We start from the raw sequence: 18527 nt of genomic DNA, 5'->3' as shown, positions 1-18527 counted from the left end.
GATGGCCCAAAGGTTTGTTCGTGGTGTTTACATCGATAAGGACGTTGAGATGAGGGCAAAAGCCCTTGCAAAGGTGAAAGGGGCCAGTTTTAACCAGGTAGTCAGGGAGGCAATCATCAAGCTCTACAGAATGGAACTTGGGAATGTGCGGCCAGAAGAGATTTTGCAGGAATGACCTTTCTCTTTACGCTTAATTTAAGCTTAAATTACGCTTAATTTGTTCTTATCAGCTTATAAACCCTTCTTTTGCACTTTCAACGTAGAATGGGCCTTCCTCCGCTCAAATCAGTTCTCTAATCAGATTCATAGTTAAGGGCTGAGCCAGCAGGGCGGGCACGCCCGCGGCGATGAGGCCCGACGCTTCCGGAGGCGGTAGTATGGACTCGCTTGAGGGTATTGCTCGGGAAATTGAAGCTCTTGACAGGTATGCAAGCACGCTGAGAAGGCAGATTGATTCAGCACAGCGCGAGCTCGCGAGAGTAACGAGACGAAAGCAACAGCTCCTCGCTGAGCTTTCTCGCATGAAGAAGATGCGAGGGGCGATGGCAGTATGAAGCCTAAGAGCCTTGCTCAGCTGGTTCTTTTCGTCATGATCACTGCCTTCTGGCTTAAGATTGCCTGGCCCTTGATGACAAAAGAAGCCTTGGCAATCGGCGCGGTTGGCGGTGTCTTGATGCATTGGGGGCTCACGAACAAAGGAAGCAAGGCGGTGGCCCTCATCGAGCCTTTCACGAGCGGTTGGAGAGTCATGATGTACGACATGATGCTCGTGGCTTTCTTGGTAGCGCTGGCTCAGTATGCAGGAATGACTTTTCTTGACGCGCTCAAGAACAGCGTTCAGAACCTCGCGCTTCTGCTGGCCCTCGTGGGCGGGATTGGAATTGACTACAGCGTGGGTGGTTGAGATGGGCGTTCTTGGGCTGATTCTGGCAATTGGGCTCATGGCGGTGGGTATCGTCATGTTCGGGCTTGCGGTTGACACGGCGAGCTGGCAGAGGAGGTGATCTAAGTGAAGAGATTCGGCGTTTTGCTCACTCTGCTACTCTTGTTCGGGATGCTGACGGGGGGAATGGGCGCAGTTTCAGCATCACAAACATTAGAACTCTCATCTGCGATTCTAAAGAACGACGCGAAGATTGTTGGTAACTACATAGATCTGTCAGCACAAGACGCACTCGCGATATTCAACATTGCAAACAGCAGTAACTTTGATAGAATAGTGATACACTTTGTCGCAGGAGGCACTAATCAGTATGGTAGAATTTCGTTTGGTTTCATCTTGCAGGATGAAAACTGGACAAATGTAACAATTTCGTTCCAGGGAACAGACGGAGGTAAGGCCCCGTGGGCAGTCGTTCTCTACGAAGACGGACAAGAAATCACGCAGGTAAACGTTGATTCGCTGGATCTGACTGAGTATCAGCTTGCAATCTCCGTGTATAACAACACAATCTCTGTTTTTGACACGAAAAACAATATAACATATTTCTCGAATGTGAAATTGCCAGCGTCATTCGGGCGCGTAACTAAGCTAATCGCGGGTCAGCATGTTGGAGCGGGCGATTGGGCGTGGCACGTGCAGGTGTTCAAGCTCTATAGTGTCGAACTGTCCGGAACGCCAGTCAAATTCAGTTTCTATGATGCTCTCACCAACCAGCCCCTCACGGGTGTTACGGTGAAGGAAGGTGACACGGTTCTCGGCACGATTGACAACGGCGGCTCGCTTGAGCTCGCGAAGGGCACGCATACGCTTACTTTTTCAAAAACCGGCTATTGGAGCGTCACGAAGACGATTGACGTCACTTCTGACATGAGCGTCAGCATTGAAATGTACCCCTCGAGCGCGGCATTCAAGCTTGAGAACTTCCCCTCGAACATCAGCATTCATGAGAGCACAATTTACACGCTCACCTTCACTCTAAGTCCGATTGAGACGAGTGCGACCTATAACACATACTTGAGCCTTTCCGGCCTCTCTGACATCATAGAAGTCAGAAAAGACGGCTCTCTCGTCAGTCCTGAGAACGGGAAGTACTACCTCGGCGACATTTCAGGCCCAACACAGATTTCAATCAAATTCAAGGCCGGCGCGGTCGGCCAGCATGGCTTCACTATCACCCTCACCTCGAACGATGCAATCATGTCAAAGACCTACACGACTACAAAGCAGGTCGTTTACAAGGTTGAGCCGCTGCCTTTCTCCGTCCAGATGCCGAGCGAGTGGCAGGTTGGCGAGAATCAGTTGAGGATTTCAGAGTCGAGCGGCCAGAGCTACCTCGTCACCGCGGTCCTGAAGGATTCAATTGGAAATGAAGTTTGGAGTGCGTCCCATGCTTTCAGCCCGTATGAAGCCTACACGTTCACGCCAAAAATCCCGAAAGAAGGCGATTACACGCTTGAATTGCAGTGGAACGGCCAGACGGCAGTCTATGACGTTACCGTGAACCCGGTCATCACGCTGAAAACGAAGACTCTCACTGTGCAGAAGGGCGGCGGGGGAACGATTGTCCTCCACTTCAAGAACCCGTCAAGCGACGTGCAGTACTACACGATTGTCGTCAGTGGAGGCTTCCTGCCGGCCGAAATAAACCAGAGCATTTCAGTTGCTCCACTCGCAGAGAAAGACGTCAGCATAGCCTTCGCCGTGCCGGAAGATCTCACTTATGATGCCTACGAGTTGAATGTTGCCGTTATGCAGGGCAACGCGACCGTCTTCTCTGACAAGGTAGCCGTGACTATCTCTGACGATTCAGGGTTCAGCCTCTTTGGCGGGGCCAGTTCTGGAGGAAAGATGCTCCTCTACGTTTTGGCCGGCCTGCTCGTCGTGGGCGGGTTGGTTTTGGCACTGAGGAGGAGGTGATAGCATGCTTTCTCTTTTCAACTTTCTGAAGTGCAGGAAGAAGAAAGATGAGGATGGGGAGAATAAGAGAAAGCCTCGCAGGCGCGACGGAGAGAACAAGAGAAAGAGCCTTGCGAGTGCTTTTATCCTATTACTACTCATCAGCTCGACGTTTTCAGCAGGTTACGCGACAGCATGGCCGTGGGATGGTTTGGGAAAAAAGGTGAAATCTGCAGTTCACACACTCACTAACAACATTGGGGGAGGTGCGGCAGGGGCTTTAGCTGGTGCCAAAATTGGAGCAAGCATCGGTGCTGCAGGAGGCCCAATTGGTGTTGCCATTGGCACTGTAGTCGGAGGAATAGTTGGTTATATCGCGGGAGCCCATATTGAGCAAACCATTAAAGACGCCGTCGGAAAGTTTTTCGACCCCCTGAAAAAGCTCCTTTACCCACCAAAGCCAAAGATACCCGGCAACTTTCAAAATCCGAAAAACGTGACTAAACAGGAGTTAGAGGATAACACTGCAGTGATAAACGCCCTCGCCTCAAATCTCACGAAAGAAGCCGACGCTGCAGCAATCAAAGACCTCCAAATTCTTCAAGCAAAACTAAAGAGTAAACTAATCGAGTATTCAATAGAAGAATCAAACGGAACGGGAGACTTTGCCTCATTTGAGCTTCGCGGGCCCGAAAGTATCTACGGTTTTAGCGCGTTTCCCATCCAAATTGACCTGCTCCCCCGTGGGACAAAAGACGTGAAAGACCCTATTTGCTTAACAACTGTCAAAGTCTACGTCAAAGACACCGTAACTGGAGATATCAAGTGGACAAGGGTTTGGAACTATGCTAAAGACTCAAATTGTATCGACCCTGGAGATGAGGACAAAGACAACAACCCCTCTAGTGCTTGGAGCTTTGAGACAATTCTCAAGGGACCTGATGACAATCTTGGCGATTTAATGAGCGTCATGTATGGCAACGCGGACAATGCTACAATAGCGAAGCTGTTCTCGGCAAAGCCCGATAAATTTGAAATCGTCGTCGAAGTGGATGGCTACAGGAAAATCTATTACTATGCAGACGGAGAGTGGCACTTTGACCACGACGAGCCAATTCACGCCCGCTGGCAGAGCCTCTCCGCGTGGAAACACGTTGGTGGCGGAACTTATCCTCTTGGTGGATTTGGGGGCTCACTTCCAGTTGACGCGAAGGACACTCAAGCCGCAATGAGTTTTACAAGGTACAACATTCTTTTCGCCGGAGCAGCCTCAAACCTTCTAACTGTCGTCTATGGGAACCCTGTAAACATTCTCGACGCAACTACGAACTTTAAATTTGTCTTCCAGGGCAACCCTGGCTACTTTGACCCTATGAGTCCAGCAATAATTGATGAAGCCAGGATTGTGGTTTATAGAATCCTCAAAGACGGCAGATGGGAGCTCGCAGAGAGCCAGCCTGTTGACGGCCCCGCAACGCTTGGTGATATCGCTTCAGGAAAGAAGCTCTACATAAGTGTCACCTACCACAACGCGCCTGATGTAGTAACGTACAGGGCATTCCTCGCCCTAAAAGCGGATGTTGAGCGTGATGAGGGTACAAAAATCCCGATTTGGATTCTCGTTGAGCCGAACATCGCGGTTATCCCGCCCAACAGAGTCGTTACATTGGACCAATACATAACTGAGATTGGGGACATAGTCTCTGACAAGGTCATCACTGCTGAAGAAGCTACAAAGCTCAAGACGATGTCAAAGACAATTATCGAAGGACTGAAATCAAAGATAAAAGACGCGGAGGCTTGGAAGGCAAAGGGCGACGCGGAGGGCAAGAAAGACGTTTCTAACTACGCTTCGCTCGCGATAAAGCACTACAACAAGGCAATTGAGTACGCTGAGAAGATGGGTACTGTTGACGACACGAATGACCTTCTCAGGTTCGCGGAGATTGAAAAGGAAGAGGAAATGGCTGGAGACTACTACTTGCAGGCGGCGCAGGCGGCTTATTATGGCCAGACTGAGCAGGCTAAGGCTCTCGCTGAGAACGCAAAGAAGCTCGATGAGAACGCAAAACAGTACGAGGGCGGGTTCATGAACGGTGTTCTGCCAGACCTTAGTGATTGGAGGAGCGTTTTAGCATTCATTCTCCGCATCGGGCTCGCGATTGCAGGGATTTACGTTGCCAAGAATCTGTTTGGCACTATGGGAGCTCTCATCGCGGCTGGCCTGGCGTTTGTGTTTGTCTTCGGGCCAGCAATTGGAATATCTCTGTGAGGTGATGTAAGAATGGCGGATGCAAACGCGAATAGAGGGCTCTTCTCAGGGCCCTCCTCAATATCTTGGGCATATCGAGCCCTCATTTTGGGGCTCCTCGTGCTAATACAGTGGTACGCCGGCAAAGAAAGCATAACCTTTGCAGAATTCAACAAGACCCTCGCGGGAATCCCACTAATCATCCTCGGATTCTACCTCATCCTCGACTACATGATGGACACTGGAAGCCTCTACAGGAAAGTTTGGGGCAGGCAGAAGGGATTCAGTGGCCTCATGACTGCAATGGGAACCGCGGGAATGTTCTTCCTCGTCATGACCTGGCTCATGGCGGGAGCGATTACCCTGAACTTTGCCAGCATCAGTCCAGTAGTTCTCGTGGTTGCAATGTTCCTGACGTTACTCCTCCTCTGGCCAAAAACCGGCACAATGGAGCTCGGATTCTGGATGTGGCTCGCTGCTAACGTCGTTACCCACTTCCAGTACTTCCAGCTCATTCCAAAGCTCGTGTTTGGAGGGTGAGGAGAATGCCAGACCCAATGAAGAAACTCATGTGGGGACGCGCCCTGATGAAGTCAGCGTTCGCAGTGGCCATGATGGCGCTATTGTTCTACTACACCAAGGACAAGAACGTAACCGTCGCAGCGTTCCTCCAGGCTGTTTCCGGAACTTCCCTGGCAGTCGTACTGGTCTTTGAGGCAATAGACCACTTTACCGACAAATCAGACTACACGAACCTCTACTGGTCAGTTGGTGCAAGACTGCGCGGCGGGACTTTTGGAGCTGTGCTTGGAGCACTCGTCGTTTCGGCGGTGATATTCTTCGCCGTCCTCGTTGCAGTAACCGGGACTGTAGCATTCAGCCTCGGCCAGTACAACCCGGCTACTATCCTTTGGGCGGGCATGGTTGCAACCTACACGATGCTACCCAACACCGGCGACGAGCCCCTGTTGCTCTACATCTGGCTCGCAGCCAGCATAGTAACTCACAACTTCGTGCTCCTTCCCGCGTTTGCGATGAAGTTCGTCAAGACGAGGATGATTACGGCCCTGTTGGGGTGAATGGAAGTGAAAGAGTGGCAAGTGCTGGCAGCGTCTTTCATCTTTTACCTCCTCAACATCACAGTGCTCCAGGATACTCTGAAAACGGCCTTGACAGTCCTTGGCTTCCCAACCGAGTGGTATCATCTCGTCGGCTTGGCAGTGCTCATGACTCTGGCCTTTGCGAGATTCATCAGTCCAGTGTGGGGCCTTGCTGACCTCCTCGCTGCAGGCTTCATCGTCGTCGTTTACCTCATTGCAATCTACAAGAATCCAATTTCAGTCGTCGCCGACCTGCTGAAGTCAGTGCTTGGATTTGTAGCTGTGGGAATACTCGCGGGATTGAGCATGAGGGGAGGGAAGAGCTATGGACGCTAACTCAATCGTCAGCCAGCTCCAGAGCTTGGCAAGCCAGCACCCCTATGTTGCCCTTGGCCTGTTGCTCATCATAATCGGAGCATTAATCCGCGGGAAGGCGGCCTTAGTGTTTTACGTCCTCGGCGCTCTCGCGCTGATAAAGGCTTTCGGCCTATTCGACACTTTCGTTTCTTTCCTGAAGCAGGTTCCGACTCTGCTCAAACAGCTCTCAAGTGGATTAGGAGGTGTTTGAAGAATGAAGAGGAAGTATCAGAATTGGTTGATAGCGGGCTTTCTGGCCGTTCTCTTCGTGGTCGGCTACTTTGTCGTTGCTAAGCCGGACAGTGCCGGCCCTGGAGTGCTCCTGAATCTCGACAACCAGACCACCAACAGCACTGAGACCTACCAGCTGGCTATCTCCGACATTTCCGCGGCCGTTGACCAGGCTACCGGGCATGTCTTAGTTAGCTTTAAGCTCACGAATGAAGAGCACTTCAACATCAGTAGCGTCCAGGTCCTCTATGCTCTGAATGTTGCCGACCCGAATAACGCCACTTATATTGCCCTCAACGCCACCGCCGATAACGGCACCTACAAGGCCGAGATTCCCTCAAAGTTTGGAGATGCTGTGTACTACAAGGTCAAGGTGGCTTATGACAGCGGAAAGACTCTCGAGAGCGACGTTCAGAGCATAACTGTGAAGGACACCACTGCCCCGACCGCGACCCTGAGCATTGAATACAACGCCACGACAGGCAACGCGACCATCACTGTCAACGCCAGCGACAACGACGCCATAGACAAGGTTATCCTATTCTATGCAGTCACCGCGGACGGCAACCTAACCAACGTAACATTCAGCAACGTCACCCTGACCACTGCTCCGTACACCTACACGCTCACCGTTGACAGCAACACGACCGACAGCACGTACTACTACCTTGATGTCTATGCAGAAGTCTATGACATCAGCGGTAACATGGTCAGAGTGCCGGCGAACGGCACCGTCCAGCTCTACGCGAACGAGACTAAGACCGCGAGCGGTTGAGGTGGGCTGAAATGTACGCCCACCGCTCCTCTCCTTCATTTTCCCGCGTGATACTCCGCCTTTTCGCGGTTGTTTCAGCGCTGTTCATACTCTACTATGGCTACTCGACATTCCATCACACCGACCCGCTCAAGCAAAGACTGTATGAGTTGGGTTATCCGGAGAAAGGCTACATTGTCGAGAATGGAACTATTCTCTGGAGCGATGGGCATATCACGATAATGCAGGGCGCTTACGTTGAGAACTACCCAATTACCGCCGAGGAAGCCTACAATCTCATCCTCCAGTATCTGGCCAGCTACAACGAGAAGCTGAGGAAGTACGGCTACAGGCTCTACCCCGACAAAGCCAGCCTCACAGAGAAGGAAAAGAACGGGCAGAAATATTGGGTTTTCGAGTTGAAGCTTAAAGCTGGCTCGAATGATATGTTCGCGGGTTTTGCGTGGGTGAATCGGAAGACGGGCGCGGTAGAAGTGAAGGGAATCTTGGGGTGAGAAGAATGAGTTTCAGGAGTATGAAGTTCTGGCTTCCTATAATAATATATATGTTATCCATTGCTCCAGCCCTCGCGGTTACCTTCTCATGGTCAGGGGCCCTTGAGGTCGGACAGAGCATCACCGTGAACAATCTCACACTCACCGTTGACCAAAACAACAGAACAGGCCAGCTCGCGCTTATAGTCCAGAATGGGAGCAGTATACTGGCCTTAATCCAAGGAAACGGGAGCACTAAGGCCGGAAATCTAAGCATCTCATTCATCGCCTTCAACGGGAAGGGCTACATCACTATCAACGGGCCAGAGTTATTCACGGTTGGTCAGCTCTCTTCGGCGAATTCGGCCCTTCTGACCGAGAATGAGAGGCTCAAGGAGCAGGTAGAGAACCTCACGAGGGAAATCAGCGCGCTGAAGAATGAAAACGCAAAGCTCAAAGCGCAGGTTAACTCGCTCGAGAAGGAGAACTCACAGCTGAAAGAGAAACTGAAGAGCCGGCCGAACATCGCCGAGCTCAACGCGAGAATTGTGAACCTCACGAAGCAGAACAGGGCCCTCAAGGCCGAGCTGGCGAATCTAACAAACAAGTACAATCAGCTCAAGGCGAAGGCCGACTTTCTGAGCCAGCAGAACGAGGAATACAGGCAGATAATACAACAGGTGATGAATGAGCAGAGCTCACAGAGTAAGCAGAGCTACATAGAGAAGGCGAAGAAGGAGAGGCTCGTCGGTTCTGTATTGCTGAAAGGCCTAACTGCCAGCCTTGTCGTGGTTGGATTGGTCGGATACGGGCTTTATCGCGCCAAGAGGAGGCATGAGTTTGCAGGGCTGTGATAACCTCAATTGTAAAAGACACAACAGGAGGCTGATGGAAAAATAAAGCTCGCTAAGTCTGCCTTTTACGGGGCACAGTAGTTTTTTGTTAGAAATAAGAAAAATCGTGAAAGAAAACGGAGGGTTGAGATAGATGGCAGTCTCGGCAAAAAGAGTCGGAACCACAGTCGGAATGGAAATTCCGCACTTCAACCCGACGAGTGGGCCCTACCTCGGCAGGCTCATGAGTACCAACCGGAAGGAGAGAGTTTACCTGCCACTCAAAGTCGGCGAGGCTAATCACATCTTCATACTCGGAAAGACGGGCTACGGCAAGACCTCATTCATGAAGGCCCTCGCCGAGGCCCTTTGGGAGTACTATCATGAGAACGGCCGAGAGGTCCTCATCGTCATCTTTGAGAGGAAGTACGACTACTCAAAGTTCCAGCGCCTCAAGGCCTACTGGACAAACCTCGTGAACGAGGCCGGCCTGGACTATGCATCAAAGAAACACCCCTACTTAGCTTATTACTTTGAGAAGAAGCTGAAGCAGGAGCATCTTAAACAGCACCTCGGTTACCCCGGAGACTTCGCAATGAGTCTGCCGAATTACCTCCTCGAGAACGTCCTCGTCTCGAGACGGCCATACCCGGTTACTCTCTTCACCTGGCACGGGCTTGAGGCAAAGGCATTCAAAACAAGGAGAATCGTCTTCAGGCCAACCCGACCCCTCGCGGCAATCAAGCTCGACAACGGCGGAAAACCCGTAGAGGTAGTGGTTGGCCGGATACCTTTGAGGGACATCAGCTTTGACATGCTCGCGAGGAAGTTCGACATTCCGAGGGGGACTGCCTACGGCAGGATTTTGAGGAAATACTGGAAGGTTTACAAAATCCACGACCCCGATGAGATACTGAGAAGAGTTCAGCAGGAGGAAAACATCTCCGGCAGGACCTACGAGAGCCTCAAAAGCATTCTCGACGAGATACGCGCCGACCCGCTTTACCTCAAAGGCTCCGTCCTCAAGCCCAAGGCTGAGAAAGTCGAAGAGAATTCCCCTGAGAAACTGCCAGGCATTTATGATGAACCAAAGCCCTTCACCGACTACCTCACGACTAAACGAATCAACATCATAGACTTCAGCGATAACTCCGAGCTCGACCTTGAGGAACAGAGGCTCATCATGTACCTCCTTTGGCAGAAGATTAAGCTCATCGCGGGCCGGAACAGGGTTGACGTGTGGATATTCTTCGACGAGATACAGGACCTCATAGGCACGGCGGGAGAAGCCAGCAGGCACAACCTCGCCTGGAAGGCCATCGAGGAGATTTACAGAAAGGGCCGTTCCCTCAGCATCAACGTCGTGGCCGGAACGCAGTACCTCTACAAGCTCCCAATGAGTCTCATCATGGGCGCGGCCCACATTGCCGTTATCGGCGCTCTCGCCAGCCCCAAGGACCTTGATATTCTCCGCGTCGCCATCATGGACGGCGACCGGTTGAGGATTCCAGTCGAGCACGGCAGTTTTGAGGAGTTCATGAAGCGCCGGAGGAAGAAAGGCAGAGGTTGGTTTTCGTTTGACCGAGAATTTACCGTTAAAATGTATTTCCGCCCCAATCAAAGCTTTTGAGGTGATGAAAGATGGTGTGGCCGTTTAAGAAGAAAAAGAAGGCCAAACGCCAGCCGGGCATTATTATGAGCGACGACCAGATTGCCGAGCTCGTCCGCCTTGACGAGTTCAGCCTTGAGGAGAAGATTGAGGAGCGCGTTGAGGAGAGGCTGAGACAGCAGAGAATCCTCGCGCAGAAGATGAGCCAGATAAAGCCCGCCTATCAGAAGCTCCTCATCGCGGTAACTCCCGAGGACGGCGCGATAGTCCTCGGCTATCCTGAAAGCTACATGGTGAACTACGACGAGTACTGGATTTACTATCAGGAGCGTCCGCCGAGCTGGCTCGACTCGCTCTGGTGGAGCCTCGCTAGGTTCCTCGGCAAGCAACCACCACACAAGGTCCTCAAGGCCCACAAGAAAATCGTCCAGTGGAACAACGAGACGATAACCGTTCTCGCCAAGACCATAACCGAGTACCACGGGACCGGAATCCAAGAAGCTATTCCCATGACAATACACCCCGCGATTCCAGCCGGTTGGGAGGCTTACGAGGCTGTCAAGGCCGAGAGGGACAAGTACCGCGAGAAGTACTTCAGCCTGCTCCACGAGGCCAAACGCGAGGTCGAACTTGCCCTGCAGATTAATCCGAGGGTCAAAGTGTACTGGAAGGAGAAGGAAGACCCAAGGACCGGCAAGAAAGTTGAGAAGTTCGGTGGCTCTGAAATGGAGTTCAGAGAAGACGAGAACCCGATTAAGAAGGAACTGAGCGCCTTCGTGGGTGGTTGACGTGGAGACAGGAGTAGTGAACATCGGAAGCGAGTTCATTGACGAGGAGATTCCCGAGGAGCCTTCAGCAGACGTCTCAAAGAAGTCTGAAGACAAAGATACAAGCACTTCCAATTGGGGACTGAAACAGAAGCAACAGCTGAACAGGGAGATACTCGACGAGATTACAGTGAAGCTTGCAAAGGCCTACGAGCTGATGGGGAACGAGTACGGGCGAGAACTCCTGAAGGACGTTGCAAAGGAAATAAGAAAGCTGGTGCTGTTGAATGGGCTGATTGGAGAATAGTTAGCATGATAACAACAGGGCTCTTTTCTTCCTCTTTTGTTATCATACTAACACTTCTACGGTAGAAACCTTTATAAAGGCTAACATCTACCGTATAACGGTGGGGCCGATGCTCAAGGTGCAGGTTCGCAAGCAAATCAAGAGGCAGAAGAAGAGGGGTAAAGTCTATAACGTCGAGCAGAGGCTTATTTACGTCCCCTCAAAAGCAGAGCTTCCAGAGGAAGTTTACATCCTCACTCCCGAGGAGCTTAGAGAGCTGGTCGAGTTGATCCCTAAGGAGAAACGGCCGAGCTGGCTGGTGATGGAATGAGCCTGGTAACAGTAATTGATGCAAGCGAGAATGGCAAGTATTTAGTTATTGCAATATTCTCCGTAGAGGAATCTCGTGTGAATATGGTATTCCAAGAAGTTAGAGGCTGGATTAAACACAGTAAGAAGCTCGGTAAAAGAAAAGCGAAGTATTATCAGGCATTCGAGCAGAGGTTTCCAAGAATTAAAGAACTAGCTCACTACTCCAACGCTTTTAGAGTCAAGAAAACCTCAAGGGCAAAGGAATTTCCAAGGAGTTTCTGGAATGCCTTGGACATGTTGGTTAATTCAAGCTCCCTCATAATAGTAGATGATAAACTCGTTCGAGTCATTTCAAGAAGGTATCCGTCCAGCACCATAATTGCCGAGGGCAAAGTAAACAAGAGCAAGAAACAGCTTTTAATCATGGCACTGTTGGCAGACAACATCGCCAATTATGTCCGCTTATACGGGGACTATGACCTTATCAGAAAAGGTTGATGTTAAGCCCGCTCACTCCGTCCCCAACGGGACTTCATGCCAGGCGGGCTCATCGCCCGATCATTCTCACGGGCTCATTAACATGTAAGCATTGTAAACTTTTAAAGGTTTCTAAAGAATTCAAAGAATGAAAACCTCACGGCAACCGGCCGGACCTCATGAAGAACTACGTTGTAGGAGCTTTCCAACCACTACCAAGACGAGACCTGCAATGGCAATTGTTCCAAAGATCAGGAAGTTCTTCCTCTTGAAAGAGTCATCATAAACTGAAATCGTCGCCATAACTGTTGCCTTCCCTGGCCATTTATCAAGGTCCTTTGGCCAATATTCCAACAAAATCTCAAACTCTCCAGTAAAAGGTGCCTTAAAACTATACTCAAATGGGGACATCAAAGGAGTTCTTCCAACGTTATAGAAGAAGTCTTTGGAATCTCTACTAAATTTGACGTGGGACTTTCCATCAATCATAATATTCACAGGCACTAATTCACCTCCAGGGCCCCTCCCCTCACCCTTAACAACAATTAAATTATCCTTCTCTGCAATTAATTTAGTGGGATATCCAGCGCCGACATAAAGTTCCTTATTCAGAGTATATTCCTGTATCAGCTTTGGAGGGGCTGCATAATAATAACCAACTCCAAACATACCAATCGCGACCAGAAGGATTCCAAGCACAACTAACCCTTTTCCACGACTCATCCCTCGGGCCCTCCTCCGCTCTTTTTGAAAACGCATTAGTCGTATTACAACTGACTATAAGAGCATTTCGGAACTCAAACCAATTCAACAACCACCAAAGAATTTTTAGCTACCCATTCACATTGAAAGTGGTGATGGCATGCGGAGGAAGGCCCTTGCACTAAGCCTCATGACGGTCCTTCTCGTGGCCCTCGTTAGTGGATGCATAAGCGAAAGCAAAGCACCAACAGGGACCGCCTCAAAAGCACCCGTCCAAAAACAGAGCTCTGGAACTCCAAGCTCAGAAACCACGACCCATGCAGGCACGTCCACAACACCAACTCAAAGCACGAGCTCTACTGGAGCTGTCCACAGCACCAAATGGGAACCCGTTCCAAAGCCCAAAACCTGCGATAACTGGAGAGACGACTTTGAAAAGGCTATCTACTGCGCTCTGACCTCGACCACTATCGAGAAACTTGGACAAATGATACCTGAAATTGCCCCTCAAGCAACTACTCCCTCAGAGAAGACTTACTACGTCCTTAGCTATGGCACAGTCAATCTGGCAGTTGACGACGTAAAAGAAAACAAGAGCATGAGCATCGGCCATTACTACGACATTAAAACACCATTGGAGACTCTCAATAGCAAAGGAGGCTCCAGAGCGGACATAGCTCTCCTGTATGCAGGATTCTTCCTGAACATTTACAACACGACATACCTCTATTATGCCATTCAGAACTCGACGGCCTTTGATGTTGAGGCGGGCTTTTACTACGCAGGTATTAACTACACAACCCTCTGGCCATACCCCTTCCCGCTACCGTACACTCAATACGAGAGAATGGCTGCCATGCACGCAGGATACGACATACATACCTTGGTATTGTACAGAATAACCAAACAACCTAACGGAGACATCTCTGTAGAAAAACGGTACGTCCCCATTAAAGAACGCGAAAAATGGGACATAGCACTCTCCAATAGTGGAATGCTCCTAAACAGCGAGAACCTTAAAGAGCTCCAAAAAGACATGAACAACCTCTTCCTCCAGGTCGTCAAGTCCAAAGGTTACAACTACACATACAATCCAAAACTCCAATATGACTACCAAGCCAAGAGATACACCTACACATATCCCCTCGGGAGATTCTTCTACACCAAACCCTTCCACAAGGAGTTCGCCACAGGAATGCTAATAGCGCTCCTCTCAGGCTCCAAAGCTATAAACGACCTCGGAAACTACCATGAATATTACATTGAAGTCATGCCATCTCTTGATGACCTGATGATGGCATTATACGTAAAGTGAGCCTCATCCTCTTTTCTTTTTCTCCATCTTCAGGGGGTTCTATAAGTTGGGGTAAAAATCCCCCGCACGGGAAATTTTCTCAAACCTTTTAAGCATTCTTACCGTATGGATAATTCGTAAAATCAGCACAGTTCCGAGGTGAGGCAATGGGCAACGCAAAAGAGCCATTAGCTAAGTTTCATGTGCAGGTGTATAAGAATGGCAGGATAGCGATTCCAGGAAATGAAAGAGAATACTTTGGGTTAGACAAACACGACATTGTCAACCTAGTCATTAGAAAAGTTGTTGGCGGTAAAGTCATCGGAAGGGGACAGTTTTGGGCTCAATTAACTATCCATGGGAGGTTGACAATCCCTAATGGTCTCAGAGCTGAATTGGACATAAAAGAAGGAGACCAGATTGAGGTCCTTCTTATTGACTTCATCAAGCTCAAGAACAAGGTAGGAGATAAAGCATACCAGCTTTTCCAAGCTGTGAAAAGTGGAAAATATTTCGTCATTGGTGAAGACGAAGAGCAGAAAATACTCGAGAACCCATATTTTTTATTGAACGGAAAATGAATTAATCATTTATCTATATCTTCTCTAAAAAGCTTGTTTTAGTTTAGTTTAGCTTTATACGAGCTCTGTTCTTTATAAACCTGTAAATGATTCAAAAACTCTGTTACTATTTTACACTGCGTAGTAACTATTGATGATTTCTGAATCATTTTCACAGATATGGTCAACAATGAGCTTTCTATGACACAAAAACTTTATTAAGTTAATTAAGTCAATATGACTTGAAAAGTCAATATGACTTAATAGGTGATGACCATGAGAAAGATTGGGAGACCTCGCAAGCATGAGGGTGGAACTGTTGTCGTTACCGTGACTATGGGCAGGAAAACCTTTGAGGAGTTTGAGCGCAGGCGCAAGTCTCTTTCTCGTGGAGATTTCATCCGTTGGCTTCTGGACCAGACTAAGGGATTAGAGCCTGAATGAGGGGGACAAAATGCCGCGGCCGCCGAAGCTCAAGAATCCAAGGGCCATCGTTGCACATGTGGAGGCGGAAATCAAAGAGGAGTGGGACAAGCTACGCGGCCGCATGAGTTGGGGTGAGTTTTTCACAACTTGGTATCTCCGTCAGAAAGAAGTCATCAACGCCGCCGTGAAAATTGAGAATTTGGAACGCGAAAATGAAGGATTAAGAAAAGAAAACGAGGAACTCAAGCGTCTCGTCGAGCGCCTTCAGCGGGAGAATGAGAAGCTTCGCTTGGAGAATGAAGCCCTCAAGCAGGGCCGTTCCGTCCGCTCATACCAGGACGCCCTCAAGCTTAAGGAACTCGCCAAGCACGCGAGAGAAGGCGTCAGCTGGAAGGCCCTCTGCGCGGAAGCCCTCGGCCTCCGCGATGAAAAGAAAATCAAGGAGCTCCTCAAGCTGGCTTTTGTCGTCAAGAAGAACGACCGCAACCGTTTCCCGGACAAGTTCTATCCCAAGGACATCGCGGAGGAGTTCCACGGTTGGGTTCTCAAGAGGCCAGAGACAAAGGTCGCGGACATCATTGACTACGAACTCTACCGTGAGGACACGCTGAAGGCGGCCAAAGCCATCAACAAGGGCGAGGCCGTTCCGGAAGTCAAGCCCCTTAAAACCGGCAAGGCGGCGGAGCGCTGGCTCGCGACGTTCTTTGAGGTTGTCGAGAGGCAGTACATGAACCTGCTCAACCAGATGGGTGGCAAGGAGGCAAAGAGGTACTTGGAGGGGAAGGTCCCCGAGAAGCTGGAGAAGGTCCTTCAGGACATTGACCCCGAGGACTGGAGGAGGGCCGTTCTGGCGGTGCTTGACGAGCTTGAGGCCAGGGCCGAAGGTAATGACAGGCGTGAAGTTTTCGTTTCTAACCTTCGGCGCGTTGCTCTGCGCGTTTTGAAGGAAGCTCACTCGCATGCACCGGTTTTGGAGGTGAAGGCCGATGTCTGAGGCGTTTGTTCCGGTTAAGTTCAGGGTTTCGTTGGGAGACTACAAGGAGGGCATGATGTACCTCCTTGAGCCGGAGACTGCAAAGGTCCTTTGGAAAATCGGGGCCATCGAGGTCATTGACGAGCTGACCCGAGTCATAGGAGAAGTGGACAGGGCAATCATGGAGGAGAAAGAGTCAGAGCCTCTCACGGAGCTTCCTAAGAACCTCTATGAGCGGGTAGAGTTCTGGATTTGGTACGCGGAGAATTACGTCAGGGAGAACGCGCCTAACACGGACGCTATTGCGACAAAGTTGGCAATGCTTGCCACTCTCAAGAAGAAGGTTAGGACGTTGAGGACGCTCCGTTTGAGGAAAATTATGAATGCGGCGATGCTGAGGCCTCATTCTGAGGGGATTTTCGCGCGTCTCACTCCCGAGGAGGCTGAGGTTTACGAGTATCTTTCTGACGTCGCCGAGAGGTGGTTGGAATGACCTATGCCGAGGCCCTTCTTCCGGAATCAGAGCATAATGAAAGGCTCGGCAAGCGCGTTCGTATTACTAAACCCTCAGAGGTTCCAGGGGCTGTCGTGCTTAGCCTCACGACTCCGGCCTCGTGGGAGGACTTTCAGGGTTTCCTAAAGGCGGTTGAGGCGTTGCAGGGTGATGGTTTCGTTGTTCGGTCTGTCGAGTCGAGTTACAAGCTGTTCCGCGTATGGCTTAGGAGGGAGGAGGAATGAGCCAGGCGGAGGCTGAGTTCTGGAGTTGGGTTGCGCAGGAGAAGGCGAAGCTGGACGAATACCTTCAGGATAGGGATGAACCGCCTACTATACTTGAGTGGTTGGAGCGGGAGATTCAGGAGGCTCGTGAAACGGCGTTCTCTCTAACGCTAAGGCAGGAGAACGGCGCGGAGTACTGGACTGGTTGGGCTGACTCGCTTGAGACGTTGTTGAGGAAAATCCAGCGGAGGGAGGTAAGGGTATGAGGGAGAATGAGGTTTGGATTTTCATGGGTTCTTACGGGACAACACACAGGGAAGGCAACGCGTATTGGGTGATTCGCAAGTACAAGCGCGGGAACGGATATTCTGCTCGGTATGTGGCGAGGGACTTCTCGGGTTACACCGTCTCAGACCCCGTGAAGAAATTCAAGACGTTTGAAGAGCTCGTCAATTTCCTCACTCGCGAGGCAAACCCAAGGGCGAACGAGAACATGATTCGCTATGCTATCAAGACTTCTGGAAATGAGGAGTTCTGGAGGGAGGAGCTTGAGTGGCTCAGGAGCAGGTTCGCGGTCAAGCGCGAGGTGAAGCCAACGCGCCAAGTTAGCCTTCTGGAGGTGATTTCGTGAGCTTTCAAACGGCTCTCGAAATTTTCTCCGAGAATGAGAGAAGGGAGCGGAAGCGGATTCTCGCGGCGGCGAAGGGTCTCAAGAAGCATGTTGAGGCCTTCGAGCGAACTTACCGCAAGGATATCATGAAGGATGTGATTGCCGTCCTCCTCGGGGGTGAGAGCTGATGGTGGCGGCCCGGGCTCAGATGATTCGCCAAGCGGCTCGCTACGGGCCCTCAGTCTACAAGCCCTTCTTTGACTACATGGAGCGTGAGATAAAGAACGCGGAGAACAGGTACATCTTCAGCACGCTCATCGAGTCGGCCCTGCCGGGCCAGTTCTCGCTCTATGACATTGACTCAGTCATCTTCCGGAAGCGCTCTGATGTCCCCCTTGCGGCTTTCGAGCTGAAGTTCATCAGCTGGCGCGTGGCTAAGGAGTCATGGGCAAGGGGAGAGCTTCTTGTGAACGGCTGGCAGTTTCAGAGGCTCAGGGCGCTTTCTGAGGTTCTCGCGCTTCCGCTTTATTACTTCATTCAAGTCGGCCAAGAGCGGTTTGTGATGTTCAATGTTGCCAGGGTTGAGCCGAGCTTCGAATACAGGCGTGGTGGCTCGGCGCGGGATTATTACGCCGTCATTGACCTCAAGGAGGTTATAGTGAGCAGGAGCGTTGAGGAGCTGAGGGATGATTTGGAGCTGATTCTTGGCTCGAAGTTACCCAAGCCGGCTCAGGCGCGCATTCCTTACGCGGTTGGAGGGAGGAGCTGATGAGGTTGGTCATGAAGGTTGAGGTTATTGAGAACGAGAATGTTCTCGTGGAGTTTGAGGGTGATTGGGCGAAGGGCAGGGTGGAGTTTGAGAGTACTGAGTGGGGACGGGCCGAGGAGTTCATTCACAACCTCCTCAAAGACTTCTTTGACGAGGGGAGGTGACG

Annotated in this window: 29 protein-coding genes; 28 read left to right on the top strand and 1 reads right to left on the bottom strand. The window is 50.6% G+C overall.

The features are described 5' to 3' along the window. The first annotated feature begins 1 nt into the window (after position 1). From E3E30_RS02360 to E3E30_RS02280, 17 genes are all read left to right on the top strand, one after another. The gene (locus E3E30_RS02360; protein WP_167728309.1) at positions 2-175 is read left to right on the top strand and encodes a t26-2p; all 174 of its coding nucleotides are present in this window, start codon (positions 2-4) and stop codon (positions 173-175) included. A 202-nt stretch (positions 176-377) separates the two neighbouring features. Then, on the top strand, positions 378-554 hold the full coding sequence (locus E3E30_RS02355) for a hypothetical protein (protein WP_167728308.1): 177 nt from the start codon (positions 378-380) through the stop codon (positions 552-554). Between the two features lie 119 nt (positions 555-673). Beyond that, positions 674-904: a hypothetical protein gene (locus tag E3E30_RS02350; protein WP_240922508.1), complete on the top strand. Its 231-nt coding sequence runs from the start codon at positions 674-676 to the stop codon at positions 902-904. A 771-nt stretch (positions 905-1675) separates the two neighbouring features. Continuing rightward, a complete protein-coding gene (locus tag E3E30_RS02345; RefSeq protein ID WP_240922506.1) occupies positions 1676-2860 on the top strand; it encodes a hypothetical protein in 1185 nt (394 codons plus the stop codon). Between the two features lie 4 nt (positions 2861-2864). Beyond that, complete coding sequence (locus tag E3E30_RS02340; RefSeq protein WP_167728305.1) at positions 2865-5111, top strand: hypothetical protein; 2247 nt, start codon at positions 2865-2867, stop codon at positions 5109-5111. A gap of 99 nt (positions 5112-5210) precedes the next feature. Beyond that, complete coding sequence (locus E3E30_RS02335) at positions 5211-5630, top strand: hypothetical protein (protein WP_167728304.1); 420 nt, start codon at positions 5211-5213, stop codon at positions 5628-5630. A 5-nt stretch (positions 5631-5635) separates the two neighbouring features. Beyond that, entirely contained in the window at positions 5636-6169 is a 534-nt protein-coding gene (locus E3E30_RS02330; RefSeq protein ID WP_167728303.1) for a hypothetical protein, read from the top strand. Next, a complete protein-coding gene (locus tag E3E30_RS02325; protein ID WP_167728302.1) occupies positions 6170-6526 on the top strand; it encodes a hypothetical protein in 357 nt (118 codons plus the stop codon). After that, positions 6516-6758 (top strand): t26-9p, encoded by a 243-nt coding sequence (locus E3E30_RS02320; protein ID WP_167728301.1) that lies wholly within the window; start codon positions 6516-6518, stop codon positions 6756-6758. Before E3E30_RS02325 ends, E3E30_RS02320 begins: the two co-directional genes overlap by 11 nt. 3 nt (positions 6759-6761) lie before the next feature. After that, positions 6762-7553 (top strand): hypothetical protein, encoded by a 792-nt coding sequence (locus tag E3E30_RS11320; protein ID WP_240922504.1) that lies wholly within the window; start codon positions 6762-6764, stop codon positions 7551-7553. A gap of 11 nt (positions 7554-7564) precedes the next feature. Then, positions 7565-8047: a hypothetical protein gene (locus tag E3E30_RS02310; RefSeq protein WP_167728300.1), complete on the top strand. Its 483-nt coding sequence runs from the start codon at positions 7565-7567 to the stop codon at positions 8045-8047. Positions 8048-8052: 5 nt separating this feature from the next. Beyond that, positions 8053-8880: a hypothetical protein gene (locus E3E30_RS02305; RefSeq protein WP_167728299.1), complete on the top strand. Its 828-nt coding sequence runs from the start codon at positions 8053-8055 to the stop codon at positions 8878-8880. Positions 8881-9013: 133 nt separating this feature from the next. Then, the gene (locus E3E30_RS02300) at positions 9014-10489 is read left to right on the top strand and encodes a DUF87 domain-containing protein (protein WP_167728298.1); all 1476 of its coding nucleotides are present in this window, start codon (positions 9014-9016) and stop codon (positions 10487-10489) included. Positions 10490-10500: 11 nt separating this feature from the next. Further along, positions 10501-11256, top strand: a complete 756-nt coding sequence (locus E3E30_RS02295) for a hypothetical protein (RefSeq protein WP_167728297.1) — start codon at positions 10501-10503, stop codon at positions 11254-11256. Continuing rightward, positions 11249-11542, top strand: a complete 294-nt coding sequence (locus E3E30_RS02290) for a hypothetical protein (protein WP_167728296.1) — start codon at positions 11249-11251, stop codon at positions 11540-11542. The genes E3E30_RS02295 and E3E30_RS02290 overlap by 8 nt, the downstream gene beginning before the upstream one ends. Positions 11543-11651: 109 nt before the next feature. Next, positions 11652-11852: a t26-17p gene (locus tag E3E30_RS02285; RefSeq protein ID WP_167728882.1), complete on the top strand. Its 201-nt coding sequence runs from the start codon at positions 11652-11654 to the stop codon at positions 11850-11852. Continuing rightward, complete coding sequence (locus tag E3E30_RS02280) at positions 11849-12331, top strand: hypothetical protein (protein ID WP_167728295.1); 483 nt, start codon at positions 11849-11851, stop codon at positions 12329-12331. Before E3E30_RS02285 ends, E3E30_RS02280 begins: the two co-directional genes overlap by 4 nt. Before the next feature lie 156 nt (positions 12332-12487). Here the strand turns inward: E3E30_RS02280 and E3E30_RS02275 are convergent, their stop codons facing one another. Next, a complete protein-coding gene (locus E3E30_RS02275; RefSeq protein WP_167728294.1) occupies positions 12488-13033 on the bottom strand; it encodes a hypothetical protein in 546 nt (181 codons plus the stop codon). Between the two features lie 139 nt (positions 13034-13172). Here E3E30_RS02275 and E3E30_RS02270 point away from each other — a divergent pair, with 139 nt between their 5' ends. The 11 genes from E3E30_RS02270 (at position 13173) to E3E30_RS02220 (ending at position 18525) form a co-directional block, all read left to right on the top strand. Then, complete coding sequence (locus tag E3E30_RS02270; protein WP_167728293.1) at positions 13173-14327, top strand: hypothetical protein; 1155 nt, start codon at positions 13173-13175, stop codon at positions 14325-14327. 146 nt (positions 14328-14473) lie between these two features. Beyond that, complete coding sequence (locus tag E3E30_RS02265) at positions 14474-14887, top strand: AbrB/MazE/SpoVT family DNA-binding domain-containing protein (protein ID WP_167728292.1); 414 nt, start codon at positions 14474-14476, stop codon at positions 14885-14887. 249 nt (positions 14888-15136) lie between these two features. After that, positions 15137-15310: a hypothetical protein gene (locus E3E30_RS02260; RefSeq protein WP_167728291.1), complete on the top strand. Its 174-nt coding sequence runs from the start codon at positions 15137-15139 to the stop codon at positions 15308-15310. Positions 15311-15320: 10 nt separating this feature from the next. Beyond that, positions 15321-16286 carry a hypothetical protein gene (locus E3E30_RS02255; RefSeq protein WP_167728290.1) on the top strand — a complete coding sequence of 322 codons (966 nt, stop codon included), beginning with the start codon at positions 15321-15323 and terminating at the stop codon, positions 16284-16286. Further along, entirely contained in the window at positions 16279-16758 is a 480-nt protein-coding gene (locus E3E30_RS02250; RefSeq protein WP_167728289.1) for a DNA replication complex GINS family protein, read from the top strand. The genes E3E30_RS02255 and E3E30_RS02250 overlap by 8 nt, the downstream gene beginning before the upstream one ends. Then, complete coding sequence (locus tag E3E30_RS02245) at positions 16755-17003, top strand: hypothetical protein (protein ID WP_167728288.1); 249 nt, start codon at positions 16755-16757, stop codon at positions 17001-17003. The genes E3E30_RS02250 and E3E30_RS02245 overlap by 4 nt, the downstream gene beginning before the upstream one ends. Then, entirely contained in the window at positions 17000-17248 is a 249-nt protein-coding gene (locus E3E30_RS02240) for a hypothetical protein (RefSeq protein ID WP_167728287.1), read from the top strand. The genes E3E30_RS02245 and E3E30_RS02240 overlap by 4 nt, the downstream gene beginning before the upstream one ends. Continuing rightward, complete coding sequence (locus E3E30_RS02235) at positions 17245-17613, top strand: hypothetical protein (RefSeq protein WP_167728286.1); 369 nt, start codon at positions 17245-17247, stop codon at positions 17611-17613. The genes E3E30_RS02240 and E3E30_RS02235 overlap by 4 nt, the downstream gene beginning before the upstream one ends. Beyond that, positions 17610-17780 (top strand): hypothetical protein, encoded by a 171-nt coding sequence (locus E3E30_RS02230; protein ID WP_167728285.1) that lies wholly within the window; start codon positions 17610-17612, stop codon positions 17778-17780. Before E3E30_RS02235 ends, E3E30_RS02230 begins: the two co-directional genes overlap by 4 nt. After that, positions 17780-18361: a hypothetical protein gene (locus E3E30_RS02225; protein ID WP_167728284.1), complete on the top strand. Its 582-nt coding sequence runs from the start codon at positions 17780-17782 to the stop codon at positions 18359-18361. The genes E3E30_RS02230 and E3E30_RS02225 overlap by 1 nt, the downstream gene beginning before the upstream one ends. Then, on the top strand, positions 18361-18525 hold the full coding sequence (locus E3E30_RS02220) for a hypothetical protein (protein WP_167728283.1): 165 nt from the start codon (positions 18361-18363) through the stop codon (positions 18523-18525). The genes E3E30_RS02225 and E3E30_RS02220 overlap by 1 nt, the downstream gene beginning before the upstream one ends. The last annotated feature ends 2 nt before the right edge of the window (positions 18526-18527 follow it).

The sequence above is a fragment of the Thermococcus sp. 9N3 genome, from assembly GCF_012027685.1.
Classification (GTDB): Archaea; Methanobacteriota_B; Thermococci; order Thermococcales; family Thermococcaceae; genus Thermococcus; species Thermococcus nautili.
This window is presented reverse-complemented; position numbering and strand designations above follow the sequence as displayed.